The organism is Methylophilus sp., assembly GCF_052173275.1.
GTDB lineage: Bacteria > Pseudomonadota > Gammaproteobacteria > Burkholderiales > Methylophilaceae > Methylophilus.
In genome coordinates this window covers 2,357,913-2,381,111 of record NZ_JBQMUL010000002.1, presented here as the reverse complement: position 1 = coordinate 2,381,111, position 23,199 = coordinate 2,357,913, and the positions used below count along the sequence as shown (strand labels likewise).

Here is a 23,199-nt window from a genome sequence, read left to right as displayed (position 1 = left end):
AGTTCCAAACTAATTTTACTCATCAGGAGAGATGATATGTCTGCACAAGACAAGATTGATAGCATTTGGTACACACGTTGCCCGGTGCCTACCCCATTGGGACTGGCTGCACGTGAAGGCTGGATCAGCCAGGAATTTGCACAAGATGGCATCACCATCAACACCTTGCAAGAAACGCAAGACCCGGAATTGCTGGAGTCACACTACGACCACCGCTTGCCACACTCTTTCCGCCAGGGCGGTAACGTACCGGCCATCTGGGCAAAATCCAGAGGCACGGATACTAAAGTGATCGGTTTGAACTGGGTAGACGAAGCACAATTGATCGTCACCCTGCCAAACTCAGGTATCACCACACCGGCAGACCTCAAAGGCAAACGCATTGCGGTGCCAAAACACGTAATCAGCATTGACCACCAACGTGCAAGCGCTTTGCGTGGCATTGTCGTGACACTGGAAGTCGGCGGCCTGACACCTAAAGACGTTCAACTGGTCGATGTTGCTGTTGAAAAACAACCACCGACGATCGGCTGGCAATCTGGCAAACGCGCGGCTTATGCTGCGGAATACGCCGCCCTGAAAAACGGCGAGGTAGATGCGATCTTCGTTAAAGGTGCACGTGGTTATGAAAGCGCTAATGAGCACGGCGTGACTATTGTTTACGATGTACGTCAGCATCCGGACCCAAAAGTCAGAGCAAATAACGGCGCCCCACGCCCAATCACAGTGGATGCCGCTTTGCTGCGTGACCGTCCTGACCTGGTAGTGCGCTTTTTGAGCCAGATCGTAGAAGTATCTGACTGGGCTGCAAAGCATGAAGCGGAAACCGTGGCTTACATTGCCAAAGAATCCGGTTCTACTGATGAATGGGTACGCAAAGCCTATGGCCAGGACGTACACCTGCACCAGGGGACTGACCTGAACCCTGAATCCATCGCGGCACTGGAAGGTTACAAGAACTTTCTGCTGGAATGGGGTTTCATCAAGGAAGACTTTGATGTTCAGGCCTGGATCGACCCATCAGCCTTGGCTGAAGTGCAACGCCTGAATAAAAAAGCTGCTTAATTTTCAGCACTGATGTGGCAGCTGCTCAAGGTCCGCCTTGGCACCTGCCACTTTTACTTTTAACAGATAAATAAAGATGCCCCCTGAGATACCCAGCCCTATCGATTTAAAAGACCCTGCCACTGCCGCAGAGTGGGCACAATCAGCCCTGGCAAAACGCCCATGGCGTCCCGAATTCTTTCAGGCGTTTGCCGATACCATACTTAAATACTTTCCGACTGGCGCCGTACGCATACTTGAACTGGGTTCAGGGCCTGGCTTTCTTGCCGAGTTTTTATTGCAGGCATTGCCCAAAAGCCAATACGTGGCACTGGATTTTTCTGCCGCCATGCATGCCCTCGCAAAAGAACGCGTCGGCCTGGGTAGTGAACATATCCACTTTCTTGAAAGAGACTTTCTCACGCCTGACTGGTCGCAAGGGCTAGGCGTGTTTGATGTGATCGTCACCATGCAAGCCGTGCATGAGCTGCGCCACAAAACCCGCGCCAGTAGTTTGCACCAGCAGGTAAAAAGCCTGTTGCACAGCGATGGCTATTATTTACTCTGCGACCACCATACCGATGATGGTGGCATGCAAAACACCGAGCTGTATATGTCCGTGGCCGAGCAACGGGCCGCATTAAGCGCTGGCGGATTTGACCAGATCACGCTAATCCTGAATAAAGGCGGCCTGGCATTGCATCAGGCGCACTGTCATGCTTAAGCAACGCGCCTAAGTAAGCAACGTGCATACACATTCATACAAAAAACCACATTCAAAGGAGCATTACGATGAGTTTAAGACTAGGTGATATCGCCCCTGATTTCACACAAGATTCCAGCATAGGCCCGCTTTCATTTCACGCGTGGCTGGGCGATAGCTGGGCTATTTTCTTTTCCCACCCGGCTGATTACACCCCGGTTTGCACGACCGAACTGGGCGCCACTGCTAAACTGGCGGGTGAATTCAAAAAACGCAATGTGAAAGCGATTGCCCTGTCCGTCGACCCGGTCGAGTCACACCATGGCTGGATCAAGGATATCAACGAGACTCAGTCCACAGAAGTCAACTTTCCGATCATTGCCGATGCTGACCGCAAAGTATCTGAGTTGTATGACCTGATACACCCGAATGCCAGCGCAACGGCTACAGTGCGATCAGTGTTTGTGATAGACCCGAACAAGAAGATCCGGCTGACACTCACCTACCCTGCCAGCACTGGCCGTAACTTTAATGAACTGTTGCGCGTGATCGATTCATTGCAACTGACCGAATACCACAGCGTGGCCACGCCAGCCAACTGGGAAGACGGCCAGGACGTGGTGATCCTGCCATCCATCACAGACCCCGAGGTACTGAAAACCAAATTCCCCAAAGGGTTCAAGGCAGTAAAGCCGTATTTGCGCCTTACACCGCAACCCAATAAATAACACTGAAGGTCCGGCGCATCGCTCCGGGCCTTTTATCTACTAGCGGAATAACTTCAATGCGCGTATCCACACCTTGTTTGATCACAACCCTTATATTAGCCAGCCTGCCCGCAAAGGCAGCTGACCCGGTGACGGTGACTACGCCGCGTGGCGCGCCCATCACTGTAGTAGCTAATTTCCCTGAAGGCCCGGGGCCTTTCACCACCGTCATCCTGGGGCCAGGCACCGGCACCATGAAACAGAAGATCAATGAAGTCGTCGAACGCGAGCTGCTAAAAAACAATATCGCCGTCTATCGGTTTGAATGGGCGTTTTATGTCAAAGATAAAAACAGCAAACCGTCCGACACTGATCGCAGTCCAGAGCTCGAAGACTTTTCTACAGTGATCGCACTCGCGAAAGCCGATAAACACGTAGACCCCAAATCCATCATTGTCGGCGGCAAATCACGCGGCACCGTCATCGCTTGGCAGATGTTGCGTAATGACCCTACTTTAAAAGGGATATTGCAACTCACGCCGGTGTGCAGCAAACAAGGGTTCACCGCTGACCAGCTTTACCCTGACCTCGCCAGCGAAAGCAGGCCCTCGCTCTGGATCGCTGGCGATGCTGACTCAGCGTGTAATATCAATACACTATATGGCTTTCTGGCACATGCAGGCGGACCCGCGCGAGCGGCGATTGTGATTGGTGACCACGGTTTGGCCGGGGATGTAACCAGCCAGTTAACAGCCGCGTTTTCGGCAGACTTTGTGTCGGCGCTAGGCCGGGACAGACACTAAAGATGAATGATTACCCGCAGTTCAACCAACCATGACATTCATTAAATGAATATTCCTTATCTCCAACTGATTGGTGATTATTTTCAAGTTTCCAGTCTGGAGTTAGTCGTCCAGCGCAGGGGTGGTTATGTCTATAAAGGCTGGTTAAATAAAAAAACCGTATACATCAAACTCTCTGAGCTATCAGCACCATTTAAACGGGAAGTTGAAATATTGCAGGCCCTGCCGGAAGCTGCCTTTTTCCCGCAGTTGATCGCGCATGCAGAATTACAGGGTTGGTATGCACGCGTGATTAGCGAAATTCCAGGAATACCGTTATCGCAAGGGCTTCCGACGATAGCAAACGATACAGAACGTATTCATTTAATCCAGGCCTGCGGCAAGTTGCTGGCTTCGTTTCACCAGGCTGTGACGGAGCCTGAACTCACCAAGCTCCAATTTTGGCGTCAGGACGATCAAGCACAAAGTAAGTTACCGCAATGGCAGGGCTATATCCAGCGACTGGTAAATAAATGGGTGGGGAGAATACGCTTTACAGAACCAGATAAGCGCCTCCATCTGGACAATGCCGTCAACAAAATAGTGAATTTATCTGCACACACCCCCGAACCGGCTGTTCAACGCATTCTGCACTGTGATTTTGTCGGCAGAAATATCATTGTGGATGCGCACAATCATTCCGTGGGGTTAATTGATTTTGAAGAAGTGCAAATAGGTGACCCCGCTTACGATGCCGCCAAATTTGTCTGGGCGACCTTGGATTGGCAATCGCAAAAAGAGGTACTGGCTTTTTACAACGCGTGGTCTCAGGCATATGGCGCGCAGCCAGATTGGGATTTATTTAAGATTTATGTGGCTATCCAATCGATCGCTGCCATTGCATGGTGCGATAAAAACACCCTGGATACTGCGGACAATGCACAATTCAGAGCCAATGCGGTACGCACATTAATAACGGTGGCCGAGTCGCTTTAAATTTTTACCTTGTTTGATGATATGGAATCCAACCCATTTATAACCAGCTCACAAAGCACGGTCAAAAAGCTGCCATTTCAACAATCCCCAATCACACCGGCACTTTAACTGTTTAAAAAGCAACATCTGTAATTAAGCTTTCTGCTACTCCATCACCTTCCCTGATTCTGCATAAAACCTTGCTTCCCAGCCTGCAGGCTGGCAATACGCCATAGCCATTCAATCATCGCCGTGGCTTTAAAAAAGCGCTATTCAGCTGGCGCAAATATTGCATATTTAGCTCGCACATATCGCTTATAAACACTAAAAATCAAGGATTCAATCATCCATGGGGAATGTTAATCATCCAACTCAGCCAGCAAAAATCATTGGACCATGGCGCGCTTTACTGGCATGTGCCTGTTTGCTTTTTTGCGCACACACGTTCGCGGAAGAACAGCCCGCCCCTGGCAAACAATTCACGATTTCAGTGCTGAGTACCACTGATTTGCATGGGCATCTGGAAACCCTGCCGCGTATCGCCGGCTTTATCTCCAATGTCAGAAAAGCACGCGCGGCTGATGGTGGCGCGGTGCTGGTACTGGATGGCGGTGATATGTTTCAGGGCGAGCTAGCCTCTAACCTGAACGAAGGAGCAGCGGTTGTCGCGGCTTATAACCAGATAGGGTATGACGCAGTCACCATGGGTAATCACGAGTTTGATTTTGGGCCAACAGGCCCGGCGGTGATCCCGAAAAAAGGTCAGAACCCGCGCGGTGCGTTGCAGGCCAGGGCGGCAGAAGCGCACTACCCTTTTCTTGCCGCCAATACGATAGAAAAAGCCACAGGTGAGCCGTTAACTGCGCCCAATATCAAGCCTTCCGTGATTGTGGATGTGCATGGCATCAAGGTGGGCCTGATCGGGGTGCTGACACTGGAGGCCACGCAATCCATTTTGATCCCGGTATTTGATGGCTTGAAACTCAGTCCTTTAGATGAGGCCATCCGTCGTCAGGCGCTACTGCTGCGCGACAAAGCGAAAGCAATCAAGGCGCAAGGTGCCACGATTGTCATTGCGGTGGCACATGCCGGTGGTCATTGCAGCAAGTTCGACAACCCGGATGACCTTTCTTCCTGTGATCACAATGCAGAAATATTTGAAGTGGCGCGCAAGCTTGAACCTGGCTTGATAGACGCGATAGTGGGCGGGCATACACATCAGAAGGTTGCGCATAGAGTGAATGGCATTCCTATCATCCAGGCAGGCAAGAATGGCGAAACGCTGGCACGGTTAGACCTGGCGGTGGACGTGGCGACAGGTAAAGTATTCAATAACTCGCTCAAAGCGCCCATCACCATATGCAAGAAATCACCAGGCGCCAGCAGTTGTGAAAACACCAGCTATGAAGGCCAGCCTGTCATTGATGACCTTCAGGTAGCCAATATCGTAGAGGCGGCCTTTCAGGTCTCAAATGCCCGGCGCAACGAATTGGTTGGCGTTGATTTACTAACGCCTATCGAAAGAGCCAAGGATAAAAATACCGAATCGGCGCTGGCTAATCTGGTGGCCGATCTCATGCGCAAAGCCAGGCCGGTAGATATCGCCATTACCCATGCGGGCGGCTTACGAGCAGATTTGCCTGCCGGGCCACTCAAATATGGCTCGCTGTATGAAACTTACCCGCGCGACAGCACATTTGCCATTGCCAGCTTAAGCGGTCGCCAGCTGAAAGCGGCCATCGCTAAAAACCTGTCCGGCCCGACCGGGCTGTTATTCTCGATTTCCGGCGCCAGAGTCCAGGCAGAATGTAAAGGCAATGAACTGGCCATCGCCATCACGGATAAACAGGGCAAGCCGATAGCGGATGAAACAACCATCGTGGTTGCCACCAATACCCTGCTCGCCCTGGGTTCTGAAGGCACCTTCGGCAATATCAACTGGGCGGTAGAAGATGACCCGCCTATCCGTGAAGCGATTATCCAGGTGCTTAAATCGCAGGGCGGCAGTCTTACCGCCAGGGATGTGGCTTTATATGATGTGACGAACCCCAGGATTTCGATTGCACAACCGTTACCGGTTAAATGCACACCCCAGGGCGTCCATGACTAAAAAAACCATTGAAAGCAGTTTTTGGCAGCAAGGCTACGATGTGCGCCTGGAATGGGGCCTACCCGCTGCCGTCTACCTTGACCAGGAGATTGATTGTGTTGTGATTGTCGATGTGATGTCATTCTCTACTTGTGTCAGCCTGGCCAATGACAGAGGTGCTTATATTTACCCTTGGCCATGGAAGGACGATTCAGCCACTGCATACGCGGCCAAAATTGGTGGCCATGCCGCCAGCATCGATAGAAAATCTTCTCCCGACACCTTCAGCCTTTCGCCAGCATCCATCCAAAACCTGCCGGAAAATGACAAACTGGTATTACCTTCACCCAACGGCGCGACTATATCTTTTAAAGCCAAAGCGCTATCCGGTGTCAGTATTTTTAGTGCTTGCCTGAGAAATATGCAGGCGACCGCGAAAGCCTGCAGCCACTTTAAAACGGTGATGGTCATTCCGTGCGGTGAGCGCTGGCCTGACAATAGCTTCCGCCCTGCTCTGGAGGATTACGTTGCAGCAGGCGGGATCATTGCGGCATTTCAAGGGCGTCATTTATCTCCTGAAGCAAAAGCAGCGGTCGCGGTGTATCGATCTGAAAGCCTGAGTCATTTTGCTACCTTGAAACACTGCGTATCTGCCAGAGAGCTGGTGGCACGCGGGTTTTCAGAGGATGTAGACCTGTGTTTGCAGGCGGATGTCAGTGACAAAGCCAATCAGATGACCAATGATTATTACCAGGGAATCAACCCATGATTTGAGAGCGTTTTAATATTAAAACCGGCTACAACTATCTAATGATGAATGATTCAGAAACTACCCAGTATGAAAAAAATAATAAACCTTCTTATCGTATTTTTAATGTTTACTGGTGCTGCCTCAACCCAGGCAAAGCCTGACCTGAGCTCACCAGAGTTTGACGGCATATGGGTAGGCGAGCCTGAGCGTATCTACGGCGCCAACCTGGGCGAAGGTAATAAATCCAACCTGAAAAGAAAATTCAGGTTTGATATCAACGGGCCAAAAGGTATCGTCTCCGAATGGAAAACAGATCATTGGCTGCGATTCTGGGGCATCAGGAATGTGGTATTCAATGTGGCATCGTATGAAACCAATGCCGTGATGTACCAAACGGTGTCAGGCACGGATACCGATTGCACATGGGTGGAAACCTGGACATTCAATTTAACCAAGATAGATAAAGATACCTTGAGAGCTTATTACTTTAGAACAGTTAATAACCACGATTGTGAATTCCCCTTGGAAGAAGATCCTGTCTGGACACTGGCGGGCAGCGTGATCCTGAAAAAAACCAAACAATAAGCATTGCCCGCCTATTTTCATGACAGTGAACGCCTCCTCTATCGACCTCTGAATATACGTTATGACCACCCTTAGAATTGTTGTTTTGTTTGGAGGCGTCAGCGAAGAGCGTGATGTCTCTATCGCCAGTGCGGCACAAGTCATCCCGGCGCTGCGGCAAGTGGGCCATGAAGTCATCGCCATAGATACCGCCACCGGCGTACTCACCCATGCGCAAGAGGCGCTACTGCTGGCAGGGAAAGTCGATGCATTACCGCCGGGTTCAGATTCGCTGGCCCTGATGCGCCAGATACATATCCTCCCGGCGCAACAACTGGCAGATATCGATGTCTATTTTCTGGCCTTGCATGGCGGCACTGGCGAGAATGGCAGCATCCAGGCGATGCTGGATATGGCAAATATGCCTTATACTGGCAGCGGCGCCTTAGCGAGCGCGGTGACGATGGATAAGGATATTGCCAAGCGCTTGTATACATTGGCGAATATACGCACCCCAGCCTGGCGTATGGTCCCGGATTACTCACAAAAAGAACTGCATAGCCTGGGCTTGCCGCTCGTAGTTAAACCCAACGCCCAGGGCTCGACTGTCGGGCTGTCTATCATTCATGACTTGACTGCATTGGATGCGGCGATTGCGCTGGCAAAACAGTTTGGCGATGAAGTCGTGCTGGAACAGTTTATTGCCGGCAGGGAGTTAAGTGTAGGCGTACTGGATGGTGAACCGCTGGGTGTGGGCGAGATCGTGCTGGATGATGCATTGATTTTTGACTATGCATCAAAATACCAGGCTGGCAAAGTAAGGGAGATATTCCCGGCCGAATTGCCTGCAGATATTTATGCGGAGGCGCAGCGCCTAGCAGCGCTGGCACATAAAACACTCAAACTTGCAGGTTATAGCAGGTCAGACTTCAGACTGGATGAAAACGGCAAACTATGGTGTCTGGAAACCAACACCTTGCCAGGCTTGACCGCCACCAGCCTGATGCCGCAGTCAGCTGCCGTGATGGGTATTTCATTCCCGGCGCTGTGTGACCGGATTTGCAGGCTTGCGCTCAGTAAGCCTGCATTCAATACATCTGATATTTAAATAAAAAAACGGTCCGGGGTACAGGCCCGGACCGTTCAAGCACTACACTGGATATTGTTGTTTTAATCTTCGATTCTGAATCCGACTTTAATCGTGACCTGGAAATGCGCTAATTTGCCATCCGCAATATGTCCGCGCGTTTCTACCACCTCAAACCAGTTGAGGTGATTCAGCGTTTTGGCTGCACGCTCGATGGCATTCTTGATCGCATCATCACTGCTCACGGTAGACGAACCGACTAATTCAACCACTTTATAGATATGTTCTGACATCGCTTTATCCTTTAATCCAATTGAAGTTTTTGCCTGCGACTTTATTGTACTGGCTGCCAGACACGTCCGGGGGGATTCTGACTGGGGTTTCCTTCAATCCGGATCAGTTTGGCCGGGCCGTCACGTCTGGGTGAGTGGATTTCATTTTCGTTATAGACGCGCACATTGCCGGGCGTGAGTTCAATCGAATCACGCAGCTTGACTGTGCCTTGTTTGCCCGGCTCGCCGGGTTCGATCACATCCCAGCCATCCATGGTGGTGACGCCGGCCACCTGGCCATAAATAGCCCAGGAAATGCCATGGTCATGCGGCGGTGCTTTCCTGGCTTCCTTGAAAACATGTCCCAGGATAGCGAAGCCAAGATCCGCATCTTCGTACAATACCCGGCGCTGTGGTTGTGCATCATCCAGGTATTCGTTTGCAAATGCCTGGTCAGAAACGACATCCTGCAAATACACGCGGACGCGCTCACGACCTGCCGGACCGTTGTCTTCCAGCAAAAAATGACGCACCTGTTGTGCGACAGCATCAATAGTAAAAGCCATGCTTACTCCAGAAAAAATGAGTGTGGAGCGCGCTTGTGCGCTACTCCACATGAGGATTACGCTGCCAGCTTGCCGCCCTGCTCATTGGCGAGCAGTTGCTGCAATGCTTTTTGCGCATCCTGAATAGGTCGGTGATCTACCCAGGCATCAAAATCGAAGTCTTTATCCAGGATGCCATAGCTCAGCAAAAAGTCTTTCTGCTGACGGAACAACTCCAGACGCTCAGCCGACAAATCAGGCGCCAATGACAGATGGAAGCCATTGCGGTAAGCCGCAGCCACGCCTTCAGCCGTGCCACCCGTTTCATTTTGCAGGATCTCATGCACACCGGCCAGGTTGGTTTTCGCCCATTCCGCAGCACGTAATGTCTGGGTCAGGAAACGCACTACCACATCGTAATGATTTTCCAGCAGGTAGCGATGGACAGTCACCGGGCGTGGCGTACCGTTGTTCACGCGGAAACGTTTTTCGGGCAAAGTGTCAAGGTCAATACCGACCACCAGGCCCTGATCACGTGCGCCATCCTGTGCAGCGGCACCCTTGACATAAATGGCATCCACTTTGCCTGCCAGCAAGGCATTGAAGCTGGCTTGCCAGCCACCGTAGCGACGGCCAGTCGCACTGACTTCATTCTGGCCGACTTCGACCAGCTCGATATCATCCAGTGTCAGGCCGACGGAGGCCAGTGCGCCTTTGTAGCCATGCAGACTGCTGTGGCGGGTGATGGTGCGGCCACGCTTGTTTTCAGTGATATCTTTGGCATTGTAGCCAGGCAATGCCAGGCGCTTGCCTTTCAGGTCTTCCGGCTTGCGGATATTGGAATCCGGGCGGACGATAATGGATTGTGACTCTTCGATCCAGGTCAAACCGATCAGCACGGTATCCGCGCCTTGCGCTTTGGCTGGGATAGCAAACAGGTTGCCGCCTTCGCGGATCAGGGTTTGCAAGCCGTGATCATAATGGTGATGCCTGAAATCGGCGCTGTCATCATCCTGCAAAGCGCGCAGGCGGACATTGTCTTTGGTGAACTCGTCCTGCAACCAGCCGAGATTGAACGCGATGCCGGAAGCTGTAGGTACACCGCCCTGGCCATTGCCCGCGCAACGGGTGAACCAGAGCGTATTGTCAGGAAGCTGTTGTTGATTACTCATAATACATTCCTTTGATTAATTAAAATTTTTAGTCGTCCGACCAACCGGTATGACACTGTTATCAACAGCGATTGGTTACTGCTTGTTTGTTAATCTGATGCCAGCCACCTGGGCCTGAATACATGCCCTTGCTGCACCGTTATGCACACGCTTTGAAACAATCGCTTGTTCAACAGTGCATCGATTTAACAAATCAGTATGGATATCTGCAGGAAATATGCCAAATGCAAAGAAATTTAAATACCCTATAAAAATCAATGCATTACATACAATTCACAGGAATACTTGAATAAACGCTGTTTGCCTGTGAGCAAACCGCTGATGGGCTTGCAACAGTTGAATGCGGATTTAATCAGCATCCATATTGGCGCTGAATCAGCGCAGATCAAAACCTTAATTGTTGAGGTTAAACGCCACTGGCACGGTCACCACGGTATCTACAGGTTTGCCTTTGACGGTAGGCGGGTAAAACTGCCAGCGCGCAACCGCCGTCAGGGCCAGCCAGGCCAGTTCTTCATTGTTTGTCTTCAGCGTATGCGGAAACTGCACAGAGCCTTCTTTATCGATATAGAACTCGACCAGCACCGTGCCCGTCACCCCTTTATCCACCAGCTCCAGCGGATAGGCCGGTGGCGGGGTGTAAAAAGGTTTGGGGGCATGATCCAGCGTTTTGACAGGCGCAATATTCGGCTGAGCGTCTTTCAATTCGTCCAGTATGCGTTGACCATGCTCATTGATTGCAATGTCATGCGTGCCATACTGGGTGAATATTCTCTTGATATTAAAAGCCGACCAGGAAAACTGTTTATTTTTGCGTGCTGGAAAAAAAGTGGAGGAGGCAAGCATGGCTTTCAATGACTCGCCAAAAGCCGGTTCACTGCTTTCAATGACTTTCAGCTGTTTGGGTGACCCCGTGGGGTCAATCACTACAGCCACGGTAGCGGTGCCTCTGACATTTTTCTTGAGTAAGTCGAGGGGATACACCAGTGGCGCGACTACTTTGTCTGCTGGCGGATAATCGTATTGCAGTATTTCAGGCTCTGCCGGATTGGCTTTATCCGGATAGGTCTTGTATGAATCTGGCTTGTTTCGAAACCTTGGTATCGCGTACGTAAATGGCTGTGTCACGCGTGCCGGTATGGGCTTGTCTTTGACTTGCACTGCCTTTACTGTGGCATCCTTGAGGCTACGAATAGCTGCCTGCTCGAATAATGGATGATTTGATTGCAACACTTCGACGCCTTTCAGCTGATCGTTCTCGCTAATGTCTACATTCACCAATACAACGCCCTGGCTGCCATAGGAGTCTAAGGTCGGCGGGTAGACCGTTTTCTGCTTGATTGTAATCACTGCAGCTTTAAACACCTCATCCGGGACGCGGCATTTTTTATACTCGCCTTCGTAACTCACACCATTTGCCCAGGTAGTAACTCCCGTTTGCGGGCATCCTTTTTCAAACCTGCCTTCAAATCGACTGCCGTCGGGGTAGCTGTAAACCCCTAGCCCATGAGGTGTGTTATTGAAAAATTCCGCCTCTACGCGTTCTCCTGCAAGGCGGCTGTTAAAAAACTCAGCCACGCCCTTGCCCTGTAATTTTCCCTCTACAAAATGGCCGCTGTAGGTGGCTTTATGAATACCGTCCTCAAACACCTTGAGTACCCCTGCGCCATCCAAGTAGCCATCTTTACATTCCCCGGCCCACTCTATGCTATTTAATGGCTGCTTGAAGCGCGTATAGGATTTGCACCCCTTTTCATCACTGAGCCAGACATCTTTCACTTCATCTGCTGCATGGCAAAACCCTGCCCACATCAGCAGTATCTGCACGATTAATACCTTCTTCATCTCAAACTCCCTATGACGGTCTACGCATCATTCTCAGTGATCCAAGCGGATGTTGGCTGTTTGCTAAAGCTGCTCCCCGGCTTCATAAGCATGGTACAGATCGGCATATTTACCATTGTTCTGGATCAGTTGTGTATGCGGGCCCAGTTCGGCCAGCTCACCGTGGTGGATCACCGCAATCAGGTCGGCATCGCGGATAGTCGCCAGGCGATGGGCGATAATGATGGCGGTGCGGCCTTCACACAAGCGCCTGAGGGCATGCTGGATACGCCGCTCGGTCTGGATATCCACCGCAGAAGTGGCTTCATCCAGGATCAGGATGGTCGGGTTGGCAAGATAGGCGCGTAACAGGCAGACCAGCTGGCGCTGACCATGGCTGAGGTGCGAGCCCATGGCGCCGACTTCGGTATGATACCCATGCGGCAAGCGGCTGATCAGGTCATCAATGCCCAGTTCGGCAGCTGCTTGTTCAAACTCAGCCTGTTGCGCATCTGGCTTGGCCAGTTTGAGGTTGTCTATGATGGTGCCGCTGAACAAGACGTTGTCCTGCAACACCACACCTACGTGCTGGCGCAGGTTGCGCTGGGTCAACTGCCTGATATCAAAGCCATCGATCAATACCTGGCCCTGCTGCACATCATAAAAACGCGTCAGCAGCTGGATCAGCGTACTCTTGCCATGGCCAGTCGGCCCGACAATAGCCAGCACCTGCCCGGCAGGTACTTTCAGGTTGAGGTGTTTGATGACCGGCTTGGAATGGTCAGGCAGGTAGGAGAACAAGACATTGTTAAACGCTACCTCACCTTTAATCGTATTCAGGCGGATCGCATCTGCCCTATCCAGCACCTCTGCCTGCGTATCCAGCAGCAAAAAGATGCGTTGTGCCGAGGCGACGCCATTGGTATAGCGTTCTACCAGGTCTCCCAGCTCCTGCAACGGGCCTAAAAACATATACACATAAAACAGGCTGGCGGCAAACTGGCCCAGGGTGAGGTGGCCGAGCGTGACTTCTTGCCCGCCAGCGACTAGCAATAACATCAAGCCGAGGATGGTGAGCACACCGGTAAAGTGGGTAAACCAGCCAGAGGCGATATTGCTTTGTACCAGCGAGTGGATAAACGCATCCACCAGGCCACGGTAACGTTTGAGGTTGCTGTCTTCCTGTACTGTCTGCTTGATGATGCGCACCCCGGCCACGGTTTCGACCAGGTGCGCGGTAAAGCGGGCACGGTTTTCAGCCACACGGGCGAAATGGTGGCCTGAAAGCCGCCGGAACAGCATGCTAGACAGGATCAGCAACGGAATCACCAGCACCAGGTGATAAAACAGCGTCGGCGATACCCATAGCAAAATCGAAGCTGCCATCACAAACCTGAGCAAGGCTGAAAATATTTCTGGCGGGCCCTGTATCAGCAATGGCTCCAGCGCATCAATATCGCGGTCTATGCGTGAAATGATGCGGCCAGACTTGGTGCGGTCAAAATACGCCACGCTGAGTTGCTGCACATGACTGAAAAGATTGACACGCAACTGGTTGAGGATACGGATGGCTGCGGTGCCGGAAAAATATTGAGACAACCCGGCGAACACGAATCGCGCGCCCCACATCCCGGCCAGGCCTGCCAGCGCCCAGGCGATCACCTGCCAGTCGATGCCGATCACCAGTTTCTGTGAAGCGGCAACCACGCCCGATGTCTCGTACAACAGCCCGTGATCGATCGCCTGCTGGATAAAATATGGTCGCAGGAATACAAAGCCGACCAGGATGATCTCCATCACCACCGCGGTCAGGATATAGTGTTTGACCGGCTTGAGCAGCGGCAACAGGCGCCAGAACATATTGCGGTTCAATCGCTGATTGGCGAGCTTTTCTTCCAGCTCGATGTCGGACAGCACTTTCAGATTGGTATTACGTTCAACTGCCATCATCCAGCCCCATTAATTCACGATAGCGTGTGTTGTTCTTGACCAGTGTCTGGTGCTTGCCAGCGGCCACGATATTACCTTCGGACAGGAACAGTACTTTGTCCGCCAGCAGAATGGTCGAGAGTTTGCTGGCGATCACCAGCACGGTGGTTGCTTTGTCCTGTTTTTTCAACGCGCGGATATTGTTCAGTACATTGCGTTCAGTCACCGCATCCAGCGCGCTGGTGGCATCATCCAGCACCAGGATGCGTGGTTGGCCCAGCAATGCGCGCGCCAGGCAGACACGCTGCCGCTGGCCGCCCGACAAGGTCACACCACGATCACCGATCTTGGTTTCCAGTCCATCACTTAAGCTGACTAAAAGCTCGGCAGCACTGGCCATTTCCAGCGCCCACTCCAGTTCGTCTTCCGTGGCCTCAGGCGCGGTCAATCGCATATTGGCCGCCAGCGTATCCGAAAACAGGAAAGCCTCCTGCGGCACCGTATGTACCTGTTTGCGTAAGCTCGCCAGGTCCAGGTCTTTGACATTGATCCACTGCCCTGCTTCACCGGCAATTTCTACTGCACCCTGTGTGACATCCGCCAGGCGAGGCACCAGCCCGGCCAGCGTGCTTTTACCGGAGCCGGTGGTGCCCACAAGTGCCACGATCTCACCGGCATTCACTTCAAAGCTGCACGCATCCAGTATCGGGTTACCCCCTTCTGGCGGGTGTACGGCTACCTGGTCAAAACGTAAGGATAAAGGCCCATCAGGCAAGGCAATGGTGCCGGATTTGATTTCGGGTTCAGCATCCAGCAAATCCCATATCCTGGCGGCGGAGGATCTGGCATCGGCAAAAATTTGCATCACGCGACCTACCCCCTCTACCCTGAACACCAGGGTATTCACCATCAGCAAGGCGGCGATCAACTGGCCAAGATTCAGCGCGTTGGTATAGACCAGGTGACAGCCAAAGCCCAGCACCCACACCTGTCCCAGCGCGACCACGAATTGCGGCAAAGGAATACGCGAGGTGTAGAACGTCAACGCGGCAAATGCATGCGACATAAAGCTTTGCACATGCTGTTCAAATTTGTTGATACGGCTGGTTTCCAGCGCGAACGCTTTGATCACGCGCACGCCGTTCACACCTTCGGTGAGGTCCTGGTTCACGGCATCGTAGGCTTCACCAACCGCCCTATCCAGTTTGACCAGGTGTTCGGTTTGCAACAGCAGGATGCCGAAACCGATCAGGCATAAAATGAGCGGGACCACGCCCAACCAGAAGTCATACCAGAACAGGAACCCCATGGCGGCGGCAATCACCAGCCCGGTATCCACCACCTGGCGCCAGAAGCTGATCAGGGCATCACGCAATTTATCGGAGTCACGCGTGGTGCGCGTCACCAATTCACCGGCACCATGCGCCCAGTGATAACTCTGGTCCAGTCGCTGTACCTGGATCAGAATACGCTCGCGGATATGGCCGATCAGGTTTTGCTGGATGATGAGTGACAGCCAGCCGACAAAATACATAATGAGGGCGCGCCCCAGGGCCACCGCCACAATGATCAGCAGCCAATGCCAGGCGGCTTCACTGTTCAGCGCGCCGGTGGCCTCCAGGTAAATGGCTTTGCCATGCTGCACATCATCGATCGCTTTCGCAATGAGGCCTTGTTGCAGGGCAAGCATAAAGTTGGCTGCGGCAAACAGCCCGGTACACAGCCAGAATCGGACAGGAGTTCTGCGATACAGCAGTAAACAGCGGATAAGCGGATAGTGACGAAGATTCAAAACGGATCAATTCTGGAAAAACTAGCGGTGGAGACTGAGTACTGGCGCTTTGAGCGTATCAAGCGGCGCATGATCTACCCAGTCCATAATGTTGAAATTCTGCTTGAGAAAGCCATGCTCAAACAGGAAATCCTTGAGCACTTTCAGGCCTTGGATGGCGTGGTCAGATAACTCCAGCCTTAATTGCTGGTGTACGTTTGCACCATAGACTTTTTGCACCCAAGGCTCTGCCCAGCCGGTTTCTTTGGCGATCAGCTGCACGGTTTCTTGCGAGTGTTTTTTCGCCCAGTCGCCCGCGTTGACCACGTGCCGCAAAAAGCGGCTGACGAGGTGTGGATACTGTTCTATGGTTTCGGCATTGACGGTGAGTGGCCTGGGCGTGCAATTGCTGATACGGATAAAGCTATCCGGGTGAAAGCCAAGGTCAAACACCACCTGTGCACCCAGCAAATGGGTGACTTCGGCGCCACGCACATCTTTGACGTAAATGGCATCGACCTGGTGCTTCACCAGGGCATAGAGCTCATTGACATAACTATGCCTGCCCTGCCCCCAATCCGGCCCGCCAGTCGCCGGGTTTGGCGCTATCGGCGTATCAGGCAGATCGACCAGTTCCACATCTTTCAGGCTCAGGCCCACGGTATCCAAAGCCACTACAAATGCACGCAGTGCAGAAGCGCGGTGATGGTCTATGCTGACATCATGTTTGGGGATGCCGATACGGCAGCCTTTTAAATCCCTGATGCTACGGAGTCTGGAGTCAGGCAGGCTGATGATGGACTGGTATTCGTCCGTCCAGGTCAGGCCTATCACCCGCGTTTGCTGCCCGCTGGCTCTGGCCCAGATGGCGGGCACACTGCCACCCTGGCGGAATGAATGCGGCAGGTGGTGATCAAAATGAGACTGGAAATCAGCCGGGCTGGCAGATTCGCGTAAAGACTGGATAGGAATGCCATCCGGCGCAAATTCTTTCGCTATCCAGCCGTGCTGTATGGCCAGGCTCAAAGGCGTGGGTACTGCGCAACGGGTATACCAGAGCGCTTCGGGCTGAGGATGTGTAGTGGGATCAGACATTGTTATTATTGTTTGGCGTGGCTATTTTTATGGTATCTCGCGTGCCTGGCAGGCCGCGGATTAACGTGTATTACGCCATTGGAACAAGGCATTTCCTGCCAGTTTAATCAACAGCGACATCATGTAACCGAGTATGCCGATCACAAACGTCACAATAATGAGGATATCCATCCTGGAAGCCTCTTGTGCATTCATCATCAGGTTACCCAGCCCGGCGCCCGCCGTGAATAGCAGCTCGCTACCGATGGTGGACAACCATGCAAATGCCAGTGCCAGTGAGAAACCAGTGAATATTTGCGGCAGCGAAGCTGGCAATATGATTTTGCTGTAGACCTGCCATTGGCTCAGTTTGTAGACCTGGCCGACTTCGCGGTACTTGTGATCCACCTGCAACATGCCTTCAAACGTGGATAACACCACCGGGTAAAACGCAGACAGGCTGACAACGATGAGCTTTGAGGTATCGCCATTGCCAAACCAGAGGGCAAACAACGGCACCAGGCCCAGTAAGGGCACCTGGCGGATGGCGTGATACACCGGCGTAATCAGGATATTGGCGATGCGTGACACGGCGACCAGTGAGCCCACAATAAACCCGGCACTCGCGCCTATCAGTAAACCGGTAAGTGCGCGCGCCACACTGGCAGATACGTTAGCCATTAACTCGCCACTTTGCCATAACTGGCTGACGGCGGCTGCAATCTGGCTCAGCGAGGCAAAGGCGTAGGCATGGTTGGCATCTAGCCGTGACATCCAGTCCCAGGCCAGTACGATCAGAAGCGGCAATACCCAGCCGCGCCAGTCAGGAATCCATTTTGTCGATAGAAAATTCATTACTTATGTTCTCAAATTGCGATGCCAGGGGATCAGGCGTAACTCACCCCATTTAAACAGTTTGTCTATGCTAAAGCCGACCACACCGGTGATCACCACGCCGACCATCACGACATCGAGCCTGAACATTTCGCGTCCCAATTGCATCATCTGGCCGATGCCACTGTCGGCGGCCAGCAATTCAGCGGCGACTAAAATAGTCCACGACCGAGAGAATGCGATCCTCAGGCCGGTAAACACCGGTGGCGTGATAGCGGGAATGATCAGTTTGCGATACAAGGTTGTTTTTGGTAGCTGGTAAATGCTGGCCACTTCAAAATAACTTTTCGAGACGCCTTTGGTGGCCTCATACGCAGCCAGTGCCACCGTTAAAGAAGCCGCCTTGAACACAATAATGACCTTGAATATCTCATCCACCCCCAGTAACAGGATCAGGATAGGGATCAGGGCAATGGTAGGCACCTGGCGCAAGCCCTGGAAAAGCGGCAGGGCAAATGCTTCTACACGCGGCGAGATCGCCATCCAGATACCGAACAGCACGCCGACCACTGCACCAAGGCTGAACCCGATCAGCAAGCGGTTGAAACTTGCTTTCAGATGCAGGAGCAATTCGCCGTTATCACTCAACTCGCCCAGCGTGGCAAACACTTGCTGCGGCGTGACCAGGATATCGTCTGAATAGTAGCCTGCGTTTGACACCCACCACCAGATGGCAAGCACCAGCAGCGGGGAGATCAGGAAAGGTAATACATATTTCCATTGGCGTATCATGTGGCTAAAACCTTAAACCTGTCTGTTACTCAGCCTGCGTCAGCACAGCCACGCGTGAAATACCTGCGCGTTCGATGGCGGCCATCACTTTGGCGACTTTTCCGTAGTTCACGGCTTCGTCCGAGCTCAGGTGCAGGGTGACATCCGGGTTACTATCGTGGATACGCTTGAGCTCAGGCTCAATGGTTTCCAGCGGATATTCCTGCTTGTCGATAAACAGCTTGCCTGCGGCATCCACAGACACCGTCACCGGCTTTTTCTGCTCAGTGGTTTTGGTGGCTGAGGTCTTGGGCAAGTTGACCTGAATCGAGTTGGTCATCAACGGTGCCGTCACGATAAACGCGACCAGCAATACCAGCATCACATCGACCAATGGCGTGACGTTGATCTCACTCAATACGTCATCATCTGCATTTGTAGAAATAGCCATTATGCAGTTGCTCCTTTGAGGTTGCGCACGACTGAAGCAGAGGCAGATGAGGAAGACACGAACTCACCAGGCTTGGTGGCATCTGCCGCTTTTTTGAAAGTCACTCTGCGGGAAACCTTGATCAGGTCTTCAGCAAAATCATCCAGGTTGTTGCTGCTGGTTTTCAGGCGACGCAGGAAGAAGTTATAAGCCAGCACAGCAGGCACCGCCACGGCAATACCAATCGCAGTGGCAACCAGCGCTTCACCGATAGGGCCAGCCACAACTTCCAGGCTGGCAGTACCCAGTTTGCTGATGTCTGTCAGTGCATGCATGATGCCCCATACCGTACCCAGCAAGCCGACGAACGGTGCTGTACTACCGATACTGGCCAATACCACCAGGCCAGCTTCACGCAATACACGTTCTTTCTGGATCTGCTGACGCAATGCGCGCTCCAGCACTTCCTGGCGGTCACCGCTATGACGCAAGTCATCGGCAGATTCCACATCCAGGTCTTTCAGGGTTTCAAAACCCACTTGTGCGACACGGTATGCCGGGCCATTGTGACCTTCTAATGTCGCTGCTTCCTGCAGGCTTTTAGCGCCCCAGAATGCAGCCCTGAATTTAACGTTCTGTTTACGGATCAGCCAGACCTGGAATGATTTGGCCAGGATAATGGTCCAGGTGACGCCAGAAGCGATCAGCAAGGTGATCAATACGCCAAGCACCACTGGAGATGCACTTTGATAGGTTTCTAAACTAAACATGGTATTTCCTTCTCTTTCAAATTAAAAAATTACTGCAGCCTGAATTCAACCGGGAACGTTGCCCAACCTTCAACAGGCGTATTCCCACGTTTTGCCGGGGTGAACGCCCAGCGTTTCGCTGCAGCAACCGCAGCATCATCCAGTACGCTATGGCCACTGGACTTCTTAACTTTCACATCCGCAGGCTTGCCGTTTGGCAACACTTTCACCCGCAGGATCACCGACCCTTCCCAACCCTGGTCAGCCGCAAAATCCGGATATTCAGGGTCAGGGTTATTCAAATGTCCGACGCCGCCTTTGGCTTCGACCAGAGGCTCTTCTTTCACCACTGGTGCTGGCGGTGGCGGTTCTGGTGCCGGAGGCGCTGCCACGACCGGAGCAGTGCTTTTCGGCGCTTCGGTGTTTTCCTGAATGACGATGTCATTCGCGCTGATATTCTGCGATGCTGGCGCGGTCCGCAGTGCTGGCGGTGGCTTGGCAGCTTGTGGCGGCGGTTCCACGCGTTTTACTGGCGGTGGCGGCGGTTTAGGCGGCTCGATCACTGGTGGCGGTTCGACCACAGGTTTCACAAACTCCACAATGACTTCCTTCTTTTTCGGCTTGACGATGCTAGGCTCGTTCAATGCAGTCAGAAAACCGGCGATGACCAACACATGCACACCCACAACCAGCGCGATCAGCGTGGCCAGTTTTTTACGCGGGATCACATGTTCCACCGCGTTGAGGCTGGTCACCAGTCGTTCAGATAACTTCTTAAAATCCTCTCCTGTTGCAATCAGCTGTTTTCTGCTCCGACTTTTATCAGTCAGTGAATCCCAAATCGTGGAATGCTCGGCAGGCGATTTCAGTGCCGTTGTTGACATACAAACTCCTAATAACTCTAACTAATCTCGATGAAATCACTTAACACATCGTCCTTGATGTGCTGAAACTTGGCTGAAGCCCGATGCCGTGGTCTGGGCAGATCGACTTCAACGATACGTTTGATACGGCCAGGATTGGCTTCCATCACCACAACCCGGTCACCCAGGAACACAGCTTCTTCCACATCATGCGTCACCAGGATAGAAGTGGTGTCTTCTGATTCCCACAGGCGTTGCAGCTCTTGCTGCATCTTGAGCCTGGTGAGTGCGTCCAGCGCGCCAAAAGGCTCATCCAGCAACAACAATCTTGGTTTCAACACCAGTGCCCTGGCGATCGCAACCCGTTGCGACATGCCGCCTGAGATCTGGTGCGGGTAGGCATCGGCAAAACCGCTTAAACCAACCAGTTCGATCTGGTGCGCCACACGCGCCTTGATCTCAGCCTGACTCAGGCCGGAGGACTCCAGCGCCAGCGCCACGTTCTGCTGCACCGTCAACCACGGGAACAGGCGGTGCTCCTGGAACACCAGGCCACGGTCCAGTGAGGTACCGGATACAGCATCCCCCAGCCAGACGATGCTGCCGTCATAAGAGGTGTCCAGCCCGGCGATCAGGCGCAACAAAGTGGACTTGCCGCAACCGCTGCTGCCAACGATGGAAATAAATTCACCCTTGGCAACCTGCAAAGAAAAATCCGACAATACCTTGAGTGACTTGCCATTGAGCTGGAAAGTCTTGGAAACACCTTCTACTGCCAGCACTGCGGCTTCACTGGCCAGGGACAAACGACTGGAGCTACCGGAGCCACTTGTTTGCGCAGCTGGAGCTGTGGCAGGATCAAGATCGTTGACACTCTCTTGATCGATGTAATTTAAAGCGGCTTTGGTCCTACCCATGTTGATTCCTGTACAAAATAACTAGGTATCTATACGCAAGCCCTGTGCCAAGTTTAAAATTATTATTTTCATATTTAAAAACAATAACTTATAAATAATTATGCAGAATATGGATAGCAAGGATGTTGACTATGAATCATTTGGGCATGAACTGTTGCTGTCACAGCAACAGACATAAAAAAACAGATGGCGGGAACCATCTGTCTAGGGAGTGATTGCCGGGAGGCAATAAAATGTTATTGTTTTGCAGCGATCTGGGATGGCGCCCAGAAAGTTTCCAAATTCAATTCTTTGAGTGCTTTGTCAACAAACGTAGCGTTCAGCAACTGGTTGATATCGATATCCTTGCGGATCAAACCTGACTCACGCGCATAGGAAGCCGCACGTTTATAGTGATCCACCAGTGCCTGGTCATACAGCGGTGACCAGCGGTCGCGCCAGCTGACCACATCATCCTCATAATCACGCCTGACCACACTTTCCGGTTGCACCAGGCTGGCATAGTCTTTGAGGTAGGTTTCCTTGTGTGCTTCTTGTGCCGCCCAGTGGTTGGCTTTGATAAACGATGTCACAATCGCCTGCGTTAATTCCGGGTACTGTTGCACAAAGTCATTACGCGCCCACAATCCGCCCATCAGTTTCCAATCCGGTGGCGCTGTTTTGGTCGACCAGATGATTTTGCCAACACCTTTATCCACCAGGTTGTAAGCATCGCTCAGGGAATAGAAAGCATCTACCGAACCACTTGCCAGCGCGGCTGAACCGACTTGCGGATTGACATTCACAATTTTGAAATCAGTCAGCTTGAAACCGTTTTTCTGCACCAGGTTGGCAAAGGCGATCTCCCATGGGCGGCCTCTATGCAAGGCGATACGCTTGCCTTTGAGGTCGGCAATGGTTTTGGCGGTTGAATTGGCCGGCACCACTAAATAAGAGTTGCCGCTACGGCCCCAAGGCGCCACCAGTTGCACGCGTGGTTTTGAACCGTTGAGAATAATCGGCGGCAGATCGCCATAGGCAGCAAAATCAATGGTTTTGTTGGCAAAGGCTTCGTTGACGATAGGGCCTACCATGGCTGTAGCGGCTGGCACCCACTCGACTTTTACGCCACGCTTGGCCAACTCTGCATCAAGCCCGGTTTCAGTCACCAGTTCTGTACTGCCCAGGTAACGGGTTTTGCCATTGACGTTGTAGGCAACGGTGGCAATTCGCACGACTTTGGGTTCATTGGCAGCTGGCTTGGCATCCGCGCTATTGGCATCGGAGACACTGATGAAAGGCACCAGTACCGCTGCTGTAAAAACCACTTTTAAAAATTTAATCACACTTACTCCTTAAAACATCAG

23 protein-coding genes are annotated in these 23,199 nt (G+C 52.3%); 9 read left to right on the top strand and 14 right to left on the bottom strand.

The window, feature by feature from the left end:
- The first annotated feature begins 36 nt into the window (after positions 1-36).
- The 9 genes from ACTS9Y_RS12615 to ACTS9Y_RS12575 all read left to right on the top strand — a co-directional run bounded on the left by ACTS9Y_RS12615 (position 37) and on the right by ACTS9Y_RS12575 (position 8,723).
- The gene (locus ACTS9Y_RS12615; protein WP_442586278.1) at positions 37-1,065 is read left to right on the top strand and encodes an ABC transporter substrate-binding protein; all 1,029 of its coding nucleotides are present in this window, start codon (positions 37-39) and stop codon (positions 1,063-1,065) included.
- 76 nt (positions 1,066-1,141) lie between these two features.
- Complete coding sequence (locus ACTS9Y_RS12610) at positions 1,142-1,768, top strand: class I SAM-dependent methyltransferase (RefSeq protein WP_442586277.1); 627 nt, start codon at positions 1,142-1,144, stop codon at positions 1,766-1,768.
- Positions 1,769-1,836: 68 nt separating this feature from the next.
- Positions 1,837-2,475 (top strand): peroxiredoxin, encoded by a 639-nt coding sequence (locus ACTS9Y_RS12605; protein ID WP_442586276.1) that lies wholly within the window; start codon positions 1,837-1,839, stop codon positions 2,473-2,475.
- A 56-nt stretch (positions 2,476-2,531) separates the two neighbouring features.
- Positions 2,532-3,257 (top strand): alpha/beta hydrolase family protein, encoded by a 726-nt coding sequence (locus ACTS9Y_RS12600; protein ID WP_442586275.1) that lies wholly within the window; start codon positions 2,532-2,534, stop codon positions 3,255-3,257.
- A gap of 45 nt (positions 3,258-3,302) precedes the next feature.
- Positions 3,303-4,232, top strand: coding sequence for an aminoglycoside phosphotransferase family protein (locus ACTS9Y_RS12595; RefSeq protein WP_442586274.1), 930 nt, complete (start codon positions 3,303-3,305; stop codon positions 4,230-4,232).
- A gap of 328 nt (positions 4,233-4,560) precedes the next feature.
- Positions 4,561-6,321 (top strand): bifunctional metallophosphatase/5'-nucleotidase, encoded by a 1,761-nt coding sequence (locus ACTS9Y_RS12590; RefSeq protein ID WP_442586273.1) that lies wholly within the window; start codon positions 4,561-4,563, stop codon positions 6,319-6,321.
- Entirely contained in the window at positions 6,314-7,069 is a 756-nt protein-coding gene (locus ACTS9Y_RS12585; RefSeq protein WP_442586272.1) for a 2-phosphosulfolactate phosphatase, read from the top strand. Before ACTS9Y_RS12590 ends, ACTS9Y_RS12585 begins: the two co-directional genes overlap by 8 nt.
- Positions 7,070-7,174: 105 nt before the next feature.
- Positions 7,175-7,636, top strand: coding sequence for a hypothetical protein (locus tag ACTS9Y_RS12580; RefSeq protein WP_442586271.1), 462 nt, complete (start codon positions 7,175-7,177; stop codon positions 7,634-7,636).
- Between the two features lie 61 nt (positions 7,637-7,697).
- Positions 7,698-8,723, top strand: a complete 1,026-nt coding sequence (locus ACTS9Y_RS12575; RefSeq protein WP_442586270.1) for a D-alanine--D-alanine ligase family protein — start codon at positions 7,698-7,700, stop codon at positions 8,721-8,723.
- Positions 8,724-8,785: 62 nt separating this feature from the next.
- Here the strand turns inward: ACTS9Y_RS12575 and ACTS9Y_RS12570 are convergent, their stop codons facing one another.
- From ACTS9Y_RS12570 to ACTS9Y_RS12505, 14 genes are all read right to left on the bottom strand, one after another.
- Positions 8,786-8,995 (bottom strand): dodecin, encoded by a 210-nt coding sequence (locus ACTS9Y_RS12570; RefSeq protein ID WP_379030282.1) that lies wholly within the window; start codon positions 8,993-8,995, stop codon positions 8,786-8,788.
- A gap of 41 nt (positions 8,996-9,036) precedes the next feature.
- Positions 9,037-9,540: a hypothetical protein gene (locus ACTS9Y_RS12565; RefSeq protein ID WP_442586269.1), complete on the bottom strand. Its 504-nt coding sequence runs from the start codon at positions 9,538-9,540 to the stop codon at positions 9,037-9,039.
- Positions 9,541-9,596: 56 nt separating this feature from the next.
- Complete coding sequence (locus tag ACTS9Y_RS12560; protein WP_442586268.1) at positions 9,597-10,691, bottom strand: ABC transporter substrate-binding protein; 1,095 nt, start codon at positions 10,689-10,691, stop codon at positions 9,597-9,599.
- Between the two features lie 393 nt (positions 10,692-11,084).
- Positions 11,085-12,536: a TonB family protein gene (locus tag ACTS9Y_RS12555; RefSeq protein ID WP_442586267.1), complete on the bottom strand. Its 1,452-nt coding sequence runs from the start codon at positions 12,534-12,536 to the stop codon at positions 11,085-11,087.
- Between the two features lie 63 nt (positions 12,537-12,599).
- Complete coding sequence (locus ACTS9Y_RS12550; protein WP_442586266.1) at positions 12,600-14,465, bottom strand: ABC transporter ATP-binding protein; 1,866 nt, start codon at positions 14,463-14,465, stop codon at positions 12,600-12,602.
- Entirely contained in the window at positions 14,452-16,236 is a 1,785-nt protein-coding gene (locus ACTS9Y_RS12545) for an ABC transporter ATP-binding protein (protein ID WP_442586265.1), read from the bottom strand. Before ACTS9Y_RS12545 ends, ACTS9Y_RS12550 begins: the two co-directional genes overlap by 14 nt.
- A gap of 21 nt (positions 16,237-16,257) precedes the next feature.
- The gene (locus tag ACTS9Y_RS12540; protein WP_442586264.1) at positions 16,258-17,310 is read right to left on the bottom strand and encodes an ABC transporter substrate-binding protein; all 1,053 of its coding nucleotides are present in this window, start codon (positions 17,308-17,310) and stop codon (positions 16,258-16,260) included.
- 60 nt (positions 17,311-17,370) lie between these two features.
- Positions 17,371-18,144 carry an ABC transporter permease gene (locus ACTS9Y_RS12535; protein WP_442586263.1) on the bottom strand — a complete coding sequence of 258 codons (774 nt, stop codon included), beginning with the start codon at positions 18,142-18,144 and terminating at the stop codon, positions 17,371-17,373.
- 3 nt (positions 18,145-18,147) lie between these two features.
- Positions 18,148-18,915, bottom strand: coding sequence for an ABC transporter permease (locus ACTS9Y_RS12530; protein ID WP_442586262.1), 768 nt, complete (start codon positions 18,913-18,915; stop codon positions 18,148-18,150).
- Positions 18,916-18,940: 25 nt separating this feature from the next.
- The gene (locus ACTS9Y_RS12525; RefSeq protein WP_442586261.1) at positions 18,941-19,345 is read right to left on the bottom strand and encodes an ExbD/TolR family protein; all 405 of its coding nucleotides are present in this window, start codon (positions 19,343-19,345) and stop codon (positions 18,941-18,943) included.
- Complete coding sequence (locus ACTS9Y_RS12520; protein WP_442586260.1) at positions 19,345-20,094, bottom strand: MotA/TolQ/ExbB proton channel family protein; 750 nt, start codon at positions 20,092-20,094, stop codon at positions 19,345-19,347. Before ACTS9Y_RS12520 ends, ACTS9Y_RS12525 begins: the two co-directional genes overlap by 1 nt.
- 29 nt (positions 20,095-20,123) lie before the next feature.
- Positions 20,124-20,957, bottom strand: coding sequence for an energy transducer TonB (locus ACTS9Y_RS12515; RefSeq protein ID WP_442586259.1), 834 nt, complete (start codon positions 20,955-20,957; stop codon positions 20,124-20,126).
- Positions 20,958-20,974: 17 nt separating this feature from the next.
- On the bottom strand, positions 20,975-21,853 hold the full coding sequence (locus tag ACTS9Y_RS12510; protein ID WP_442586258.1) for an ABC transporter ATP-binding protein: 879 nt from the start codon (positions 21,851-21,853) through the stop codon (positions 20,975-20,977).
- 236 nt (positions 21,854-22,089) lie between these two features.
- A complete protein-coding gene (locus ACTS9Y_RS12505) occupies positions 22,090-23,178 on the bottom strand; it encodes an ABC transporter substrate-binding protein (protein WP_442586257.1) in 1,089 nt (362 codons plus the stop codon).
- Positions 23,179-23,199: the final 21 nt, after the last annotated feature.

Bases quoted from the DNA above. Each gene is read 5' to 3' on its own strand.
- ACTS9Y_RS12615 (WP_442586278.1), top strand. From the start codon at position 37: ATGTCTGCACAAGACAAGATTGATAGCATTTGGTACACACGTTGCCCG.
- ACTS9Y_RS12610 (WP_442586277.1), top strand. From the start codon at position 1,142: ATGCCCCCTGAGATACCCAGCCCTATCGATTTAAAAGACCCTGCCACT.
- ACTS9Y_RS12605 (WP_442586276.1), top strand. From the start codon at position 1,837: ATGAGTTTAAGACTAGGTGATATCGCCCCTGATTTCACACAAGATTCC.
- ACTS9Y_RS12600 (WP_442586275.1), top strand. From the start codon at position 2,532: ATGCGCGTATCCACACCTTGTTTGATCACAACCCTTATATTAGCCAGC.
- ACTS9Y_RS12595 (WP_442586274.1), top strand. From the start codon at position 3,303: ATGAATATTCCTTATCTCCAACTGATTGGTGATTATTTTCAAGTTTCC.
- ACTS9Y_RS12590 (WP_442586273.1), top strand. From the start codon at position 4,561: ATGGGGAATGTTAATCATCCAACTCAGCCAGCAAAAATCATTGGACCA.
- ACTS9Y_RS12585 (WP_442586272.1), top strand. From the start codon at position 6,314: ATGACTAAAAAAACCATTGAAAGCAGTTTTTGGCAGCAAGGCTACGAT.
- ACTS9Y_RS12580 (WP_442586271.1), top strand. From the start codon at position 7,175: ATGTTTACTGGTGCTGCCTCAACCCAGGCAAAGCCTGACCTGAGCTCA.
- ACTS9Y_RS12575 (WP_442586270.1), top strand. From the start codon at position 7,698: ATGACCACCCTTAGAATTGTTGTTTTGTTTGGAGGCGTCAGCGAAGAG.
- ACTS9Y_RS12570 (WP_379030282.1), bottom strand. From the start codon at position 8,995: ATGTCAGAACATATCTATAAAGTGGTTGAATTAGTCGGTTCGTCTACC.
- ACTS9Y_RS12565 (WP_442586269.1), bottom strand. From the start codon at position 9,540: ATGGCTTTTACTATTGATGCTGTCGCACAACAGGTGCGTCATTTTTTG.
- ACTS9Y_RS12560 (WP_442586268.1), bottom strand. From the start codon at position 10,691: ATGAGTAATCAACAACAGCTTCCTGACAATACGCTCTGGTTCACCCGT.
- ACTS9Y_RS12555 (WP_442586267.1), bottom strand. From the start codon at position 12,536: ATGAAGAAGGTATTAATCGTGCAGATACTGCTGATGTGGGCAGGGTTT.
- ACTS9Y_RS12550 (WP_442586266.1), bottom strand. From the start codon at position 14,465: ATGATGGCAGTTGAACGTAATACCAATCTGAAAGTGCTGTCCGACATC.
- ACTS9Y_RS12540 (WP_442586264.1), bottom strand. From the start codon at position 17,310: ATGTCTGATCCCACTACACATCCTCAGCCCGAAGCGCTCTGGTATACC.
- ACTS9Y_RS12535 (WP_442586263.1), bottom strand. From the start codon at position 18,144: ATGAATTTTCTATCGACAAAATGGATTCCTGACTGGCGCGGCTGGGTA.
- ACTS9Y_RS12530 (WP_442586262.1), bottom strand. From the start codon at position 18,915: ATGATACGCCAATGGAAATATGTATTACCTTTCCTGATCTCCCCGCTG.
- ACTS9Y_RS12525 (WP_442586261.1), bottom strand. From the start codon at position 19,345: ATGGCTATTTCTACAAATGCAGATGATGACGTATTGAGTGAGATCAAC.
- ACTS9Y_RS12520 (WP_442586260.1), bottom strand. From the start codon at position 20,094: ATGTTTAGTTTAGAAACCTATCAAAGTGCATCTCCAGTGGTGCTTGGC.
- ACTS9Y_RS12515 (WP_442586259.1), bottom strand. From the start codon at position 20,957: ATGTCAACAACGGCACTGAAATCGCCTGCCGAGCATTCCACGATTTGG.
- ACTS9Y_RS12510 (WP_442586258.1), bottom strand. From the start codon at position 21,853: ATGGGTAGGACCAAAGCCGCTTTAAATTACATCGATCAAGAGAGTGTC.